The following is a 15,530-nucleotide window of genomic DNA, read 5'->3' on the forward strand; positions in this document are numbered from 1 at the left end:
GATGGAAAAATTATCTCAATTCGTTCTAAAGAGATTGATGCATGGGCATATGCCGGAAATCCAATACAATGGAATAAAAACTATATTTACGAATCGCTTCAAACGATTCGGAGAGGAGATTGGTGTTTTGGAATAATGCATGAAATAGGGCATAATTTTGCTCCTTATATTTCAAGTGCTACATATGCTTGGAATTGGAATGAAGAGATATTTGCCAACTTCAGGATGTTCTACGCCTTGGAAAAATTAAATGCAAAAGTTATAACAACAGCCTCTGTTGTACAAGCAGATGGTTCATTTGAATCACAAGAGAAAACGTATACAGGTTCAGAACTTTTACAATTATATAAATCAGAAACAGACAACTGTTACGATCGGACAATAGGTGCCGGTAGAGCGGTAGAGATGGGCAATGCTCTTTGTTATTGTTTAATTCGTATTAAAGAAACTTACGGTTGGGAATTATATCAAGATGTTTTCGAGGAATTATATTCCATTCCAAGAAACGAGGAGCAAGAGAAAAACATGAATCAATGGCAGAAATTCGAATATTTTCTCTCTTTTCTTACTAAGCATGCTAAGGTAGATACGAACGAACTGTTTAGTAAACAAGAATTACAAGTGATAAAATCATATCTTTCTACACAACAATAATTGAAGATTTATGAAATTAAAATTTACACAATTATTTATTTTTATTATTTGCTTTGTTGCTTGCAAAGATGATAATAATGTTATTCCAGAAGATTCTCCAACACCTCCTGTCATTGAGAATCCTAATGCAATAGAGGTATCTAATGCTTCTTTTGAGAATGGATTAGAAGGATGGACGAGGGTAGATTATGCAAACGGCTCTAAAACGCTTCTTGAAGTTGTTGATGGAGAGGGGGTAAATAACAGTAAAGCTCTAAAAATACAGCAATTACCGGAAAATGATGAATGTTGTGTTGGCGTGAAGAGAACATTAACAAATTTAGAACCGGATCAGATGTACCGTATGACAGCTCGTATCAGATATTCAGATATTCCGAACGGTCAAGGTACTGGGCCTGTCATATTTCGACCTAATTCTAAACAATATTGGAATTCGTCACGCTATCTCTATGGTACTGAGCTTAAAAATTGGACAAATGTAACTGTAGATTTTATGTCTGATGATAACGGAGAGGCTGAAATAGTTGCTGCGTTAGGGTTCTGGCAAGGCGGAATGGCTAACGGAGGTCGTTCTACAGGTACTGCCTATTTTGATAATATTAGCGTAGTTAAAGTGACGGATGAATTATTTACTTTAGAAAGTGAATATATGAGAATCTTTATTGAGCCATCTAAGGTTAATATATCTTTGCAGGTCTTGCAGCAATGGTTAAAGAATCTGGATAAGATCTATCTCTCTTATTTAGAGTTGATGGGGGAGGTTCCTCATGAAGGTAGAAAATTAGCTATCCAAACAACCAAAGGAATCTATTCTGGATATTGGGCACTTGCCGGTTATCCAATTTTATGGACTGCTAATGGTACTGCTGTAGAGGATTCATTCTCTCAAATGCTTCAGCATGATGATTGGTGTTTTGGAATCTTACATGAAATAGGACATGTCTTTAATATAGGTGATACTTCTTGGAACTGGAATGATGAAATGTTTGCAAATTTCCGTATGCACTATGCTCTTGAAAAAAATAATGGGAAAGTATATATGGATGGCAGAAATGGAAAACAAGTATTCACAGGAGGAGAGATTTTGGATATGTATAAAATAGATTATGAAAATACAATAGGTACAAAGGTAAATGATAACGGCATTCATTATATGTTAGCACGTATGGCAGCATCGATTACTTGGGAACCTTATAAGAAGACCTTTAATTATCTTAGGAAAAATGGAGGTTCAGGAACAAATAAATACGATAAATTTGTCTATTTTGTAAACACCCTTAACAGGTTTGCTAAGGAAACAAATCCTGATGTAGATGTTTGGGATTATTTTTCTATCTTAGAATTGGAATCTATAAAGAAACAACTGAATTAACACTAAAACAATATGAGATTATTATTTACATACTTAGCTTGTGTATTTCTTGGAGGAATGAGTGTAAACGTATTTGCTCAGGATAAAGTAATTTTTGAAGACGACTTCAATCATAGTAAAAAGTTTGAGAAAAATTGGTTTGACAATTCTACAGAAGAAAAAACAGGTAAAATAGAGTATAAAAAAAGGGGGGGAATCGATAATAGTGGATGTGTAAAGATTTCCAATCCTGAAAGAGGGGCTATAAGAATCATGCATAGCTTGAATAATCTCGAACCTGGAAAACTTTATCGTATGAGTGCCATGATGAAGTGTGTAGGGGTGAAAGAGGGACGTGGAGCTGTCATATACCTTAATCCAGATGGTTTGGAGCAAGGTTGGAATGCCTCTAAGTTTGTTTATGATGATATGGAATGGTCTGAGATTTATATGGACTTTGTTCCAAATCAGAAAGGGGAGGCAACGATTTGTTGTGCTTTAGGTTTTCCTTGGGGAACTTATAATGGTGGAAAGGCATTAGGAGAAGTTTATTACGATAATGTCAGAGTCGAACCGATTGGCGATAAATTATATCATCGTGAAAGTAAGCATTTCATTGTGTCATTGGATAAGGATAAGGTTACGATTACCGACAAGCAGATGGATCGGTGGTTGGCAAACCTGGACAGGACATATGAAGCTTATAAGGAACTCTTAGGAGGAACTCCATACGGAGGTCGTAAGATTATGATTTTAAATACACCAGGTATTGAACCTGGATATTGGGCCCTTGCAGGAAACCCTATTTTATGGAATAATAAAGTAAAAGTTACCGAAGTAATTGAACGTGCTGCTAACCTTGATGATTGGGGCTTTGGTATTCTTCATGAAATTGGGCATAATTTTTCCGCTAGGAATATGCTTGGTAGTGGAATGGGAGGATGGAATTGGAATGATGAGATTTTCGCTAATTTCAGAATGTCATATGCTATAGAAGTTTGTCAAGGTGCAGTAAGCCAAAGAAATATAATTTATCGTGGAGCAGATATAATTAACTACTACCAGATTTTCTATGATGAGACTATTGGTAGTGGTGTAGCGAAGAATAATGGTGATGCTCTTCACTATACATTTCTTCGTATTAAGGATAAATATGGTTGGGACGTATATAAGAAAGCTTTCCGTACATTGTATGCAATCAAAGATGCCGATCTTCCAGAGATGAAAAGTTCTTATGAGAAGTTCTTGTATTTTCTTTCGCACGTATCTACAGCAGCAGGCGAGGATGTAACTAAGACCTGCTACACTCCAGAGGAGTTGAAATTGATTGAGAGGTCTTTAGAAAAATAGTACTAGCAATAATTATTTTGTAATAAAATATGAAGCTCAGACATTTGGTATGTGCGGCTTTGTTGCTGTTTAGTATAGCAGCATCTGCACAACCGATTTATAGATTTAGTGTAAAAGTAGGTATCGACTGCGAGTCAGTAGACTCTTTAGGGGGTGTTGACAAAGTTAAACAGAAAATTGAGTATATGTTTAAGCGTGTCAATAAGGCTTTCAATCATACTCGTCAATTTGATGCAGTATATGATTTCGAGGTAGATTGGGAGGCTTTTTATATATATGATGGCATTTCTGCAAAGGAAGTTAAAAAGCCACATCCCAATCATGATTATTTAGTGATTATCGATGGATATAAGTCCCACCCTGAAGAAGTTGGTGGTGGTTGGTGTGGTTCGAATATTTTAACAGTATATCATTCAAGAACTCATAATGATAGATTTAACGATCCTTTTAACGAAGGTGCTATCGACGGTATTATTCATGAATTCGGTCACGGTCGTGGTGTGCCAGATATCTATGCAATGAAGGTGGATGCTGATAAGAATCCAATTGCTCCGATAGCCTGCGACGGCACTCGTTGTATTATGAACTATCCTTATGGTGAGACTTTTTGGAGTGAATATGCTGTAAATATGATCAACCTTGCCGAGGATAAGATGGTTGAGATTGACAATCTTGTAGCTGATATGCTCCCCAAAAATCTTGCATTCAAGGTGATGGATCCTAATGGAAAACCTGTAAGAGATGCTGAACTTACATTCTATCCTGTAGTTTGGTATTCTAATAGCGTATCTGCCGAGCCTGTGTACTCTACAAAAACAGGGTGTGATGGTGAAGTGAGTTTCGATACTCAAAAAGTATTCCCTACATCTGAAGAATTCGGTGTTAAGTATCCAAATGCCTTTGTTAAGATTGCTTCAGGTGATATGGTTGCTTATGCGTGGCTGCCATTATATGAGATCGAGAATGCCACTTTCGAAGGTAAGAATACACATGAGACTTTTGTTTCTTTAAAAGATACCAGGCCATCCAACCCATTTGAGTTCAAGCCAAACAGAAAGGTATATTATGAACCGGAGGTAAAGGAAACTGCGGCAAGATGGGAGGTCAGCAAAAATGGCGTAATTGAGTGGAATATTACTGAGAACAAGCTTCCTCATTATGACCACATCGAGATGTCAGGTGAGCAGATAGCTTGTGTCCTTCGTTGGAATATTGATGAGAACTCTACTCTGACTACTGAGCGTTCTTTGGTATTTCCAATGCTCCGCAGGCTTCCCAATAATACTCATGCAAGTCTTATGCATAGAATTGCTTTAGATATACCGTCGCTTATTAGCGTTGACGGTCTTGTTCTTCAGAATCCTAAGACAGAGTCTGTTTATATTGATGGTGTATTCGGAAGCGCAGAGACATATTGCATAGGAAAGCAGAACATTGGATCAGGTAAAGAAACATCCCCGGTTCCTGCAGTTAAGCTTACTAGAACTATTTTCCCTTCAGTGGATAAGCCATATTTGTGTGAGCGTTATGTGATAACTAGTATTAGGGACCGTGCTCTGACTCTATATATTCCTGAGTTTACCCAGACATTTAAAACTCTTGACTCTAAGGGCAAAGATGGTGCTTATATCGTGGAAGCCAAGGTTCAGGGATCTGGTACTTATGTTTTGGGAAAAGGTGAATCTCTTACTTTTGATGTTATTTTTTCCGGACGTAAGGCAGCTGAACCTCAGTTTATAGCAGATGTTAAAGCAGAGCTTCAGGCACGTAGAGATTTCATCAATAAAGATATCGATGGTGCATTAATATTAGAAACGCCGGATTCTGTTATTAATACAATGTTCCGTTATGCCAAGATTCGTACCGGCGAGAGCATTTGCAAAACAGCAGGTGGCTATATGCATGCACCGGGGGGGGAGTCATATTATGCGGCAATTTGGGCAAATGACCAAGCAGAGTATGTAAATCCATTCTTCCCATATTTGGGTTACTGGCGTGGCAATGAGTCGGCAATTAACTCATTCCGTCATTTCGCCCGTTTCATGAACCCTGAGTTCAATCCAATTCCAAGTTCAATTATTGCTGAAGGTACAGACATCTGGGCAGGTGCCGGAGACAGAGGTGATGCTGCGATGATAGCCTATGGCGCTTCTCGTTTCTCGCTTACTTATGCTGATAAGGCAGTGGCACAGGAACTCTGGCCATTGATTGAGTGGTGTCTTGAGTATTGCGATAGAAAGCTTAATCATGCCGGCGTAGTAATGTCAGATACAGATGAACTTGAAGGTCGTTTTGAGGCTGGTGATGCAAATCTTTGTACTTCATCACTTTATTATGACGCATTGCTTAGCGCAGCCAGCCTGTCAAAAGAACTTGGGCTGCCGGCGTCTGTCGCTAAAGCATATCGTAGCAAGGCTGCAACATTGAAAGTTAATATCGAAAAGTATTATGGTGCTACAGTTAGTGGTTTTGATACTTATAGATATTATGATGGAAATGATATTCTTCGTTCATGGATTTGTATTCCATTAACAGTCGGTATCTTTGATCGTGCTGAAGCTACCGTAGATGCACTATGCAGCCCGCTTCTTTGGGAAAAGGATGGTCTGCTAACAGCTCAGGGTAGCACTACTTTCTGGGATCGTTCTACTCTATATGCTCTTAGAGGCATTTATGCAGCGGGAATGGCTGATATTGCTACTGAAAAGTTAAAATATTATTCAAAAAGGCGTCTTCTAGGTAATCACGTTCCCTATGCGATTGAGGCATGGCCAGAGGGCTCACAGAGACATCTTGCAGCGGAGAGTGGTCTGTATTGTCGTATCATTACTGAGGGTATGTTTGGTATTAGACCTACGGGGTTTAAGAGCTTTGACATTACTCCGTCTATGCCATCCGATTGGAATGAAATGGCACTTAAAAGCATTAGGGCATTTGGGAAAAATATCGACGTAAAAGTATCTCGTATTGCTGCGGGCAAATTAAACGTTGTTATAAAGGTAAATGGCTTAGTGAAGAATTACAAAATCTCTGAAGGCGCTAAAATTAGCGTAAAAATTTAAACTAAATCATAATTATTAATGGATAAAATTAATGCTATAGTAAAGAAGCTAATTATGAACGTAATGATACTTGGACTAGGAATCTTGGTATCGTGTTCCAAGGCACCTGATTTCATTACAGTTACTTCGCCTGATGGTAAAATCAAACTTGTTGTAGATTTGAAAGACAGTGTTAGTTATTCTATCGTTCATGAAGGAGAGGTTCTTGTATCACCATCTGCTTTGGCTATGAAATTTGAGGGGGGCAGGATGTTAGGTGTCGGTGAAGCTTCTTACAAAGTGAAAATTGGTTCCGCATCCGAGTCTGTAGATGCCCCCTTTTATCGTCAGAATAAAATCTCTGCAGAGTGGAATTATGCCCGCGTAGATTATGCCGACTGGACATTAGAGTTTAGGGTTTACAATGAGGGTGTGGCATGGCGTTTCGAAACTGAATTTGAATCTGATGCAGTGGTTCTGGATGAGACGGCACAGTTCGTGTTCCCGGAAGATCCGATGGCTTGGGTTCCTTATTCAAGAGGAAAAGATCTGATTGCAAATTCTTATCAGAGCCAGTATACTTATGAGAAAGTAAGTAGGTTTGGCTCTCAGTCTAACTTGACTTTTCTTCCTGTTGCAGTGAAAAATAAAAGTGGTAAGACCCTTTTAATTTGTGAGTCAGATCTTCGTTCTTATCCAGGTATGTTCCTTGAGGGTATGGAGGGCGGTTATTCAGCAACTTTTGCTAAGTTGCCGGATAGCACATATATTACTCCTACCAGATGTCAACTTAAGATTGCCACTCGTCAGGATGTAATCGCTAGAACGGAGGGTACTCGTTCTTATCCATGGCGTATTGTTGCTGTGGCAGAGAATGATATTCAGCTGCCTACTAACGACTTGGTTTATCTTTTGGGTGAGCCGAGAAAAGTTGGGGACGTGAGCTGGATTAAGCCGGGACTGGTTTCCTGGGAGTGGTGGAATGACTGTGGCTTGACTAATATAAATTTCAAACCAGGTGTAAATACTGAAACCTATAAAGCATATATCGATTTTGCAGCCAGATTTAACATCCCATATATCATAATTGATGAAGGATGGTCTGCGAAGGATGATATTATGGTTATCAAAGAGGCCGTTGATCTGAAAGGTCTTATTGCTTATGGTGCTGAAAGAAATGTTGGTATCATTATTTGGGCTGTAGCAAATGTACTGGACGATAAACTTGAGGAAGCGTGTGCTTTCTACTCTCAGATGGGAGTAAAAGGTTTCAAGGTAGACTTCTTCGACCGTGATGACCAGAGGTGTGTTGATATGGTTTATCGTTTGGCTGAAGCCGCAGGAACATATCATTTGATGCTTGACCTTCATGGTATATACAAGCCGACAGGACTTAATAGAACTTATCCTCACATCGTAAACTTCGAGGGTGTTTTCGGTCTTGAGGAGGTGAAATGGTCTAATCCTGATATGCCGCTTTATGATGTAACTTTCCCATACATCCGTCAGGTGCAAGGGCCGGTAGATTATACTCAGGGTGCATATATAAACAGCACTAAGGAAGGTTTTGAGATTAATTATCATAAGCCTATGAGCCAGGGTACAAGAGCCCATCAGGTGGCCACTTATGTAGTATTTGATTCTCCACTTGCCATGCTCTGCGATACTCCTTCACACTATTTGGCTGACGTTCCATGTACTGAGTTTATCACTTCTATTCCAACTGTGTTTGAACAGACTCATATTATCGCAGGTCAAATTGGCGAATACATTGTAACTACCCGTGAGAAAGATGGTAAATGGTATGTCGGTGCCTTGACAAACTGGGATGAAAGAGAAGTTATTATCAATCTTTCATTCCTTGAAAAAGGAAAACAGTACACTGCTAAGCTATTGGCAGATGCTGCTGATTCATCTGTTAAACCTGAGAAATATAAAATCTCTACTATTGATGTAGATTCTGCATCTGAAATCTTAGTTAAATTGGCTAAGGGTGGTGGAGCTGCGTTGATTATTGAAGCCAAATAATTATTATTTGAATAGCCATTTAAAATAGAATACATAATGAAGAAAATTACTCAATTATTCCTTTTGTTGGTAGTTGTTTTCGTAACAGCATGTAATAACACTCCTAAAATAGTGTACTTGACAGATTATCTGGCTAAGGATCAAATGGAAATTGATGCTATGCCGGCAATTCGTGAGGCTTTGGATTACTGCCGCGAGGTAAAAGCAGAAAAACTAGTGCTTCCAAAGGGAACACTTTGTATTAAAGCTGACAAGGCTTACGAGAAATATCAGTTTATTAGTAACAACGACGAGAGTCTTAAGAGAATTGCATTCGAACTTGAGGGTATGCAGAATTTCACTGTAGAAGGTCAGGATACTAAGCTTCTTTTTACAGGTTTCGTTTCTGCATTCAGCCTTGAGAATTGTAAGAATGTACGTATCGAAGGTCTTTCTATTGATTATACTCGTACTTTCCATTCAGAAGGTATTATTGAGGCTGCAGGTAATGGCTACCTTGATATTCGTTTCCCGGATGAATATCGTTGTAATATAACAAATGGTTGTCTTTATTTCTCTGATGAGAATGGTATTGTTTATGACTTTTCTAACCTGCTGGAGTTTGATACAGAGAAAAAAGAGCCTGCATACCTGGTATGTGACTATTGGCTTTCTAAGAGAACTATCCCGGCAGAGCGAATCAAGGATAACCTTATTCGTATCAAACGTCATGACCTGAAGGGTACGGTCGGTAATACAATGGTATTTGGTGCAGCACGGAGAATTAACCCCGCATTCTTCATTTCTAATTCAGAGACTATCCATATTTTCAATGTAAACATCTGGCATTGTGGTGGTATGGGGGTTATAGCCCAGCTTAGTCGTGATATCGAACTTAATAATGTAAATGTAGTTCCTTCACCAAACACAGGTCGTATTATCAGTATTACAGCTGATGCAACTCACTATGTGAACTGTGCCGGTTATATCCGTATGATTGGCTGTACCTTCTGCAACCAGAAAGATGATGCGACAAATATCCACGGTCTTTACATGGCTGTTGATGAGATTCTTGCCCCTGACAAGGTTGTCTTCAAGTGGAGAAATTCAGGTCAATATGGAGTTGACTTCCTTGAACCAGGTATGAAGGTTGAGTTAGTAGATAACAAGTCTGTAGTGACTAAGTGCTATGCTGTAGTTAAAGAAGTTGAGCGTCTTAACAAGATTACTACTATAGTTACATTCGAGGAGAACCTCCCTGAGGGAATCGAGAAAAATATGCTTATTGCTGCTGACGAGGAGTATCCTGAAGTCTTGATCAAAGGTTGCCACATGGCAGGGAACAGAGCACGTGGTCTTCTCCTTGGTTCAAGAGCCAGGATGATTATTGAGGATAACTACTTCCATATCCCGGGTGCAGCCATCCTATTCGAGGGGGACGGTAACTTCTGGTTCGAACAGGCAGGAGTAAGAGATGTTATCATTAGAAATAACGTATTTGAAAATGGAAATTATGGTTATCCTACCTGGGGGAATGCTTGTATTGCTGTTGGTAGCCGTATCCCTGATCAGTCGGGTGATGAGTGCTATCACAGAGGAATCGTAGTAGAGAATAATGTATTCCGTGTTTTTGATCCGCGTATTGTAAATCTTTACTACGTAGACGGCTTTACATTCCGTAACAATAAGATCGAAATGACTAACGACTATCCCTATAATGGTGATGTGAAAGATCATTTTATTTATAAGAATTCTAAGAATATCGTTATTGAGCACAACTAAGAACTATGAGACATTTATTATTTGCAACAATATTAACACTTCTGCCATCATTACTAGTGGCAGAAGTAAAGTTACCATCTATTCTTGGCAGCAACATGGTGCTTCAGCGCAATACAGAAGTTACTCTTTGGGGCACAGCTGATGCAGGTAAGACAGTTAGTATTACTACATCTTGGAACGGCAAGAAGTATAAAGTAAAGACAGATACTGATGGTGCCTGGAGTCTTAAAGTGCCCACATGTGAGGCAGGTGGCCCTTATTCTATCACTTTCTCTGATGGAAAAGAACTAGTAATCGATAATATCCTTCTTGGTGAGGTATGGGTATGTGGTGGTCAGTCCAATATGGAAATGCCTGTTGCGGGTTTCATGAATCAGCCTGTTGAGGGCTGTATGCAGGCTGTACTTGATGCAGAAAATTATCCGGGCATAAGAATGTTCACTGTTCCACGTAATTCTTCAGATGAGCCGGTTTACGACTGCAAAGCTCAGTGGCAGTGTTCTACTCCTGCTTCTGTAAGTGCATTTAGTGCGACAGGTTATTTCTTTGGACTTACTCTTTATAAAACTCTTCGAATTCCAATTGGTTTAGTAACATCTAATTGGGGAGGAACAAATATTGAGGCTTGGATGTCTAAAAAGTCAATTGATGCAATCGAGGGTCTTGATATGGAACGTATCGCTAAATGGAAAGGCGAAAGTAGTAAGCCTGCAGGACTTTTCAACGGCATGATCTTTCCTATCGCGAACTTCACTGCTAAAGGATTTATCTGGTATCAGGGTTGTTCAAACCGTATTAATTGGTACGACTATAAGGACCTTCAGGTAGGCTTGATCAAACTTTGGAGAAAGATGTGGGGTAATGATGAAATGCCATTCTATATTACTCAGCTGGCACCATATAGATATGAAGGTGACCACTTACGTTCATTGCCACTTGTAATTGAGGCTCAGTATCAAGCTGCCGCAGAATTGGAGCATGTTGGTGTAGCTGCTACAACAGATTTGGGGCACCCAACCTGTATACATCCAGCTAAGAAGTTAGAAGTTGGACAACGCCTTGCTTTTTTAGCTTTGGCAAATGATTACGGAATTGAGGGAATTCCGGCTCCATCTCCTACCTATAAGTCAATGGAGCGTGAAAAGGATAAACTTGTGATTTCATTCAATAATCTTTCTGAACCATATAAATTCAATGATGCCAACTCTATTGTTGGCTTCAGTGAAACAGGAACAATGAGATTTCAAGGCTTTGAGATTGCAGGTGAAGATGGAGTATTCTATCCGGCAACAGCACATTTGAAATGGTGGGAGAACAAAATCATGGTTAGTTCAGATAAGGTCCCAGAGCCAGTAGCGGTACGCTATGCGTTTAAAAACTTCTGCCCAGAGGCAAATGTTAAAACGAACTATGGTCTTCCATTGGCACCATTCCGTACAGATAACTGGGAAATTCCTGCTGAGGAAATAGGTGAAATTCGTTAAGAACCATTAAGTGAAAAAATATTCATTTTAAAGTCTGAATAATATTAATGTGGAGAGGATATAGTGCTAAAGTTGTGCTGTAATCTTTTCTTGCAAAAATGATTCACAAGGCAACTAATTCATCGCAAGTTAGTTGCCTTTTTGTATCTTTAAACTCCCTAAAAATATTTTACACCTAAAACGAGGGTAATCTGAAATAAAAAACACATGGTAAAGATACAAAAAATATCAGAAATCGAACCTTGTTTAGATTTTACAGAATTCGATATGCTTAAAAAATATCGTCAAAGTTTTGCAACGAGTGAATTAGGTCGCCTCCAGGCTCTGTTCCCTTTTTCGGAACTGGGCCAACAAATGTATTTGCATGAAGCTTCTCTGGATCGTGAAAGTTATTTTTCTCTCGAAGGTAAAAATTGTTTTTCCGGTACACGTTCTGATAAACTAAATGTATACTAATAAGATATATAGCCCGTGGAGCGTCCAATCTATTATCCTGTTGTAGCCTTGAAATTGGGGATTTCCTGAGCATGTATAATGCCCAATGTCTACTGTTATTAATCCTTTTTTGCAAAAGGTATGGTAAAACAATAAAGAAATTGATTTGCTTCAACAAAAACAACTTTTTTCATTGCTATGACATATTAATTAATTATTTTTCTTTAGCAAAGAGAGGAATATAAACGAAAAAGGAGCAGATAAACGAAAAAAGATTGCAAATAAGGGGCCTAGTGAGAAACGGACTGCAATGATGATACCTAATGAAACCGAAAAAGCTAAGTGAAACCGGAGTTGCAATACTATCGTTACTCTTTTCCGAACGGTGGCAGAGGTTTCCAATATACTGAATTACAACCTTGATTCGAGAAGTTTCGACTGTAAAAGCGACCGGATTATTCCCATATTTGTAATATCGACGATTAAGTGCTATCATCACTTTATGAGCTATATTTTTTCGTTAGCGACTGGAGGACTCCGGAATATATATGCACATGCAATAGAAACCATAATAAATAAGCAAAATATTCACGGATATTAAGATGTTCATATAGGTAAAATGGAATCCCTATTCTGTCCAACCGTCATATATAATATTCCACCAGTTCGACCAGACCTGCGCGTAATGCATATCTGGTCGCTTCATACACATTGTTGACCCCAAGTTTTCTGAATATATTTTTTTTATGGGTGACAATGGTATGGACGCTTGATATCCTTTCCGCGGCTATTTCCTTTACGGATTTTCCACGCGCTATCAACTTGAGAATGTCCGTTTCCGTAGCGGTGAGGACGGAATGATGTTCCGGCCTGCCGGAATTGCTTATCAACAGTTCGGTTATCTGATAACAAAGAAAACGCTCTCCCAAAGCCATACATTTCAATGCGGAACGGATTTCCTCACCGGAACTCTCTTTAAGAATCATTCCGACATTCTTTTCTACTCCCAGTCTCCGGATAAACTGCTCGCTCAGTTCATCTGAAAATAATAGCCAGCGGACATCCGGAAAGCGTTTTTCTATAATCAGAAACTCTTCTACGCCATTCATGTCAAACAAAGTATAATCAAAAATGACAAGGCATTCATTATGTTTTGTCAAGGCTTGCAGAAGTTCCCGCTTGTCCGCCACATCTTCAGTATGGCATCCTTCGAACAGGTCGGAAATATACCCATGCATTCCTCGCCTGGTTATATCTTGATTGTCCGCGATAATAAATATTGTATCAGTATTCATGACTGTTCCTAATAAAAGTTCAACGGGATAATATAATTAAAAGATGTCGTTTTCCCCTGCCTGTCGCAGTATGTTTGCGAACAGTGACGATCATCTGTTCTCCTTTGACTGACGTCTGGATGGTCTGGGCAGTGACAACTGTTACAACGGGCAAATCTCAATGTCCTAGAATTTTTTCCATATACAGATTGCATCTGTCGTACATAGGGTTCTTCGCTTCCACCTGACGGAAGCCGAGTTTGTGGTACAGCCTGACGGAAGCCGCCAGCCGTGTATTGGCCTCCAGAAAAATATCGGTCACACCATGTTCCCCTGCATATTTCAACAGGGCGACTCCTAACAGAAAACCGATCCCTTTTCCTTGTTCGGCAGGAGAGACAGCCATCTTGGCCAGCTCATGTCGCCCGGTATCAGGATGGTACATCAATGCGCAACACCCCACCACCTTTCCACGATTCAAAGCAAGGAATATCTCTCCCCCCTTGTCTATTATCTCCCCTTCGGGATCACCCAGTATCTTCAGGTCGGATTCTTCCAGACAGAAAAATCTTTCAATCCATTCACGGTTCAAACGAATGAAATCACTGCGGTATTTCCTGTCCCAGCGCGTGATCTCTACAGAATCTCGAATTTTATTTGTTACCATAGAAATATGTTTTGTCCTTGTGATTCAACAAGGTGCGTAATTATGGCAAAATTACAGTAGATGAATGAACCGCCCAATATTATAAAGAAAAATAGAAAATAACACTATTTCATAACCTTTTCAAAGAACAATTATACTATAACGAATATCTGGAGATTCATAAAAAAGAATATTATTCCAAATCAAAGCCTCTAAAACAGATATTACGCCATGTTTCGTATACGATTTAGGTTTTATCACTAAATTTGCCGCGATATACAGATGAAGATAAATATATAATAAAAGAAAAAGCAATGAAAAAACAAACCCAAGCAATCCATACCCGATTCCAACGCCGGGATGCCTATGATGCCTTGAGCATGCCGGTGTACCATACGGCTGCCTACGAGTTTGACGATGCCGACAGCATGTCGGACGCATTTTGCGGTCGGACGGACTCTCCTGACTATTCCCGGGTGATGAATCCTACGGTAACTTTTCTTGAAAACAAGGTGAGGTCCCTCACCGGTGCTGCGGACGTTATCGCCCTGAGTTCCGGTATGGCGGCCATCAGCAACACCCTGTTCTCGGTGGCAGCCGCCGGCAGGAATATCGTCACATCACGCCACCTGTTTGGTAACACCTATGCGCTCATTACCGGAACGTTGCCTCGTTTCGGAGTGTCCCCCAGACTGTGCGACCTGACTGACATCCGGTCCGTGGAGAGTGCTGTGGATCGTGATACTTGTTGCATCTATCTGGAAATCATCACCAATCCGCAGATGGAGGTTGCAGATCTGCAGGCGCTCTCCCTGATTGCTCACAGAAAGGGAATCCCCCTCATAGCCGACACCACGCTCATTCCTTTCACGGAATTCAGTTCGCATAGCCTTGGAGTGGACATAGAGGTGGTTTCCAGTACCAAATATTTGTCCGGTGGAGCTACTTCCATCGGCGGACTAGTCATGGATTATGGGACCTGTCCCGAATTCGGCAGACGCATGCGTACGGAAATGCTTTTCAACTTGGGTGCTTATATGACCCCGCATGTAGCCTACATGCAGACCATCGGACTGGAGACGCTGGATGCACGTTACCGGGTACAGTCCGGCAATGCCGCCGTAATTGCGGAACAGCTCCGTACCCAGCCTGATGTCCGGCACGTAAATTATATAGGGCTGGAGGATAACCCGTACCATGCGCTGGCACAGAGGCAGTTCGGCTCCACCGCCGGTGCCATGATAACGATGGAACTTGAAAGCCGAGAGGCGTGCATCAGTTTCATCAACCGTTTGAGACTGATACGACGCGCCACCAACCTGTTTGACAACAAGACACTCGCCATCCATCCCGCAAGCACTATTTTCGGGCTATTTACCGAAGCACAGAGGCGTGAGATGGATGTAAGGGATACGACTATCCGTCTTTCCATCGGACTGGAGGATACGGACGATCTGCTGGAGGACATCGAACAAGCGCTGGGCTAACGATCATATAGGAATAATC

10 protein-coding genes and 1 pseudogene are annotated in these 15,530 nt (G+C 40.3%); 9 read left to right on the forward strand and 2 right to left on the reverse strand.

Going from position 1 to position 15,530, the window contains the following annotated elements:
* From HMPREF9007_RS20490 to HMPREF9007_RS20455, 8 genes and pseudogenes are all read left to right on the forward strand, one after another.
* Nucleotides 1-654, forward strand: a pseudogene (locus HMPREF9007_RS20490) (M60 family metallopeptidase); the annotation flags it as partial.
* Nucleotides 655-664: 10 nt separating this feature from the next.
* On the forward strand, nt 665-2,026 hold the full coding sequence (locus tag HMPREF9007_RS20485) for a M60 family metallopeptidase (protein WP_008760227.1): 1,362 nt from the start codon (nt 665-667) through the stop codon (nt 2,024-2,026).
* 12 nt (nt 2,027-2,038) lie between these two features.
* Nucleotides 2,039-3,355, forward strand: a complete 1,317-nt coding sequence (locus HMPREF9007_RS20480; protein ID WP_008760228.1) for a M60 family metallopeptidase — start codon at nt 2,039-2,041, stop codon at nt 3,353-3,355.
* A gap of 29 nt (nt 3,356-3,384) precedes the next feature.
* A complete protein-coding gene (locus HMPREF9007_RS20475) occupies nt 3,385-6,417 on the forward strand; it encodes a hypothetical protein (RefSeq protein WP_225651845.1) in 3,033 nt (1,010 codons plus the stop codon).
* A gap of 18 nt (nt 6,418-6,435) precedes the next feature.
* Nucleotides 6,436-8,424, forward strand: a complete 1,989-nt coding sequence (locus HMPREF9007_RS20470; protein ID WP_008760230.1) for a glycoside hydrolase family 97 protein — start codon at nt 6,436-6,438, stop codon at nt 8,422-8,424.
* Between the two features lie 36 nt (nt 8,425-8,460).
* Nucleotides 8,461-10,185 carry a right-handed parallel beta-helix repeat-containing protein gene (locus HMPREF9007_RS20465; RefSeq protein ID WP_008760231.1) on the forward strand — a complete coding sequence of 575 codons (1,725 nt, stop codon included), beginning with the start codon at nt 8,461-8,463 and terminating at the stop codon, nt 10,183-10,185.
* Nucleotides 10,186-10,190: 5 nt separating this feature from the next.
* Nucleotides 10,191-11,669 carry a sialate O-acetylesterase gene (locus HMPREF9007_RS20460; RefSeq protein ID WP_008760232.1) on the forward strand — a complete coding sequence of 493 codons (1,479 nt, stop codon included), beginning with the start codon at nt 10,191-10,193 and terminating at the stop codon, nt 11,667-11,669.
* Between the two features lie 207 nt (nt 11,670-11,876).
* Entirely contained in the window at nt 11,877-12,125 is a 249-nt protein-coding gene (locus HMPREF9007_RS20455) for a hypothetical protein (protein WP_008760233.1), read from the forward strand.
* Nucleotides 12,126-12,748: 623 nt separating this feature from the next.
* Here the strand turns inward: HMPREF9007_RS20455 and HMPREF9007_RS20450 are convergent.
* Both HMPREF9007_RS20450 and HMPREF9007_RS20445 read right to left on the reverse strand, forming a co-directional pair.
* On the reverse strand, nt 12,749-13,399 hold the full coding sequence (locus HMPREF9007_RS20450; RefSeq protein WP_008760234.1) for a response regulator transcription factor: 651 nt from the start codon (nt 13,397-13,399) through the stop codon (nt 12,749-12,751).
* A 157-nt stretch (nt 13,400-13,556) separates the two neighbouring features.
* The gene (locus HMPREF9007_RS20445; RefSeq protein WP_008760235.1) at nt 13,557-14,045 is read right to left on the reverse strand and encodes a GNAT family N-acetyltransferase; all 489 of its coding nucleotides are present in this window, start codon (nt 14,043-14,045) and stop codon (nt 13,557-13,559) included.
* 293 nt (nt 14,046-14,338) lie between these two features.
* Between HMPREF9007_RS20445 and HMPREF9007_RS20440 the strand changes: the two genes are divergently transcribed.
* Complete coding sequence (locus HMPREF9007_RS20440; protein WP_032850123.1) at nt 14,339-15,511, forward strand: PLP-dependent transferase; 1,173 nt, start codon at nt 14,339-14,341, stop codon at nt 15,509-15,511.
* Nucleotides 15,512-15,530 lie beyond the last annotated feature (19 nt).

Origin of the sequence: Bacteroides sp. 1_1_14, from assembly GCF_000162515.1 — a bacterium.
Taxonomy (GTDB): domain Bacteria; phylum Bacteroidota; class Bacteroidia; order Bacteroidales; family Bacteroidaceae; genus Bacteroides; species Bacteroides thetaiotaomicron.

Excerpts from the sequence above, each read along its gene's own strand:
- HMPREF9007_RS20485 (WP_008760227.1), top strand. The coding sequence starts at position 665 with ATGAAATTAAAATTTACACAATTATTTATTTTTATTATTTGCTTTGTT.
- HMPREF9007_RS20480 (WP_008760228.1), top strand. The coding sequence starts at position 2,039 with ATGAGATTATTATTTACATACTTAGCTTGTGTATTTCTTGGAGGAATG.
- HMPREF9007_RS20475 (WP_225651845.1), top strand. The coding sequence starts at position 3,385 with ATGAAGCTCAGACATTTGGTATGTGCGGCTTTGTTGCTGTTTAGTATA.
- HMPREF9007_RS20470 (WP_008760230.1), top strand. The coding sequence starts at position 6,436 with ATGGATAAAATTAATGCTATAGTAAAGAAGCTAATTATGAACGTAATG.
- HMPREF9007_RS20465 (WP_008760231.1), top strand. The coding sequence starts at position 8,461 with ATGAAGAAAATTACTCAATTATTCCTTTTGTTGGTAGTTGTTTTCGTA.
- HMPREF9007_RS20460 (WP_008760232.1), top strand. The coding sequence starts at position 10,191 with ATGAGACATTTATTATTTGCAACAATATTAACACTTCTGCCATCATTA.
- HMPREF9007_RS20455 (WP_008760233.1), top strand. The coding sequence starts at position 11,877 with ATGGTAAAGATACAAAAAATATCAGAAATCGAACCTTGTTTAGATTTT.
- HMPREF9007_RS20450 (WP_008760234.1), bottom strand. The coding sequence starts at position 13,399 with ATGAATACTGATACAATATTTATTATCGCGGACAATCAAGATATAACC.
- HMPREF9007_RS20445 (WP_008760235.1), bottom strand. The coding sequence starts at position 14,045 with ATGGTAACAAATAAAATTCGAGATTCTGTAGAGATCACGCGCTGGGAC.
- HMPREF9007_RS20440 (WP_032850123.1), top strand. The coding sequence starts at position 14,339 with ATGAAAAAACAAACCCAAGCAATCCATACCCGATTCCAACGCCGGGAT.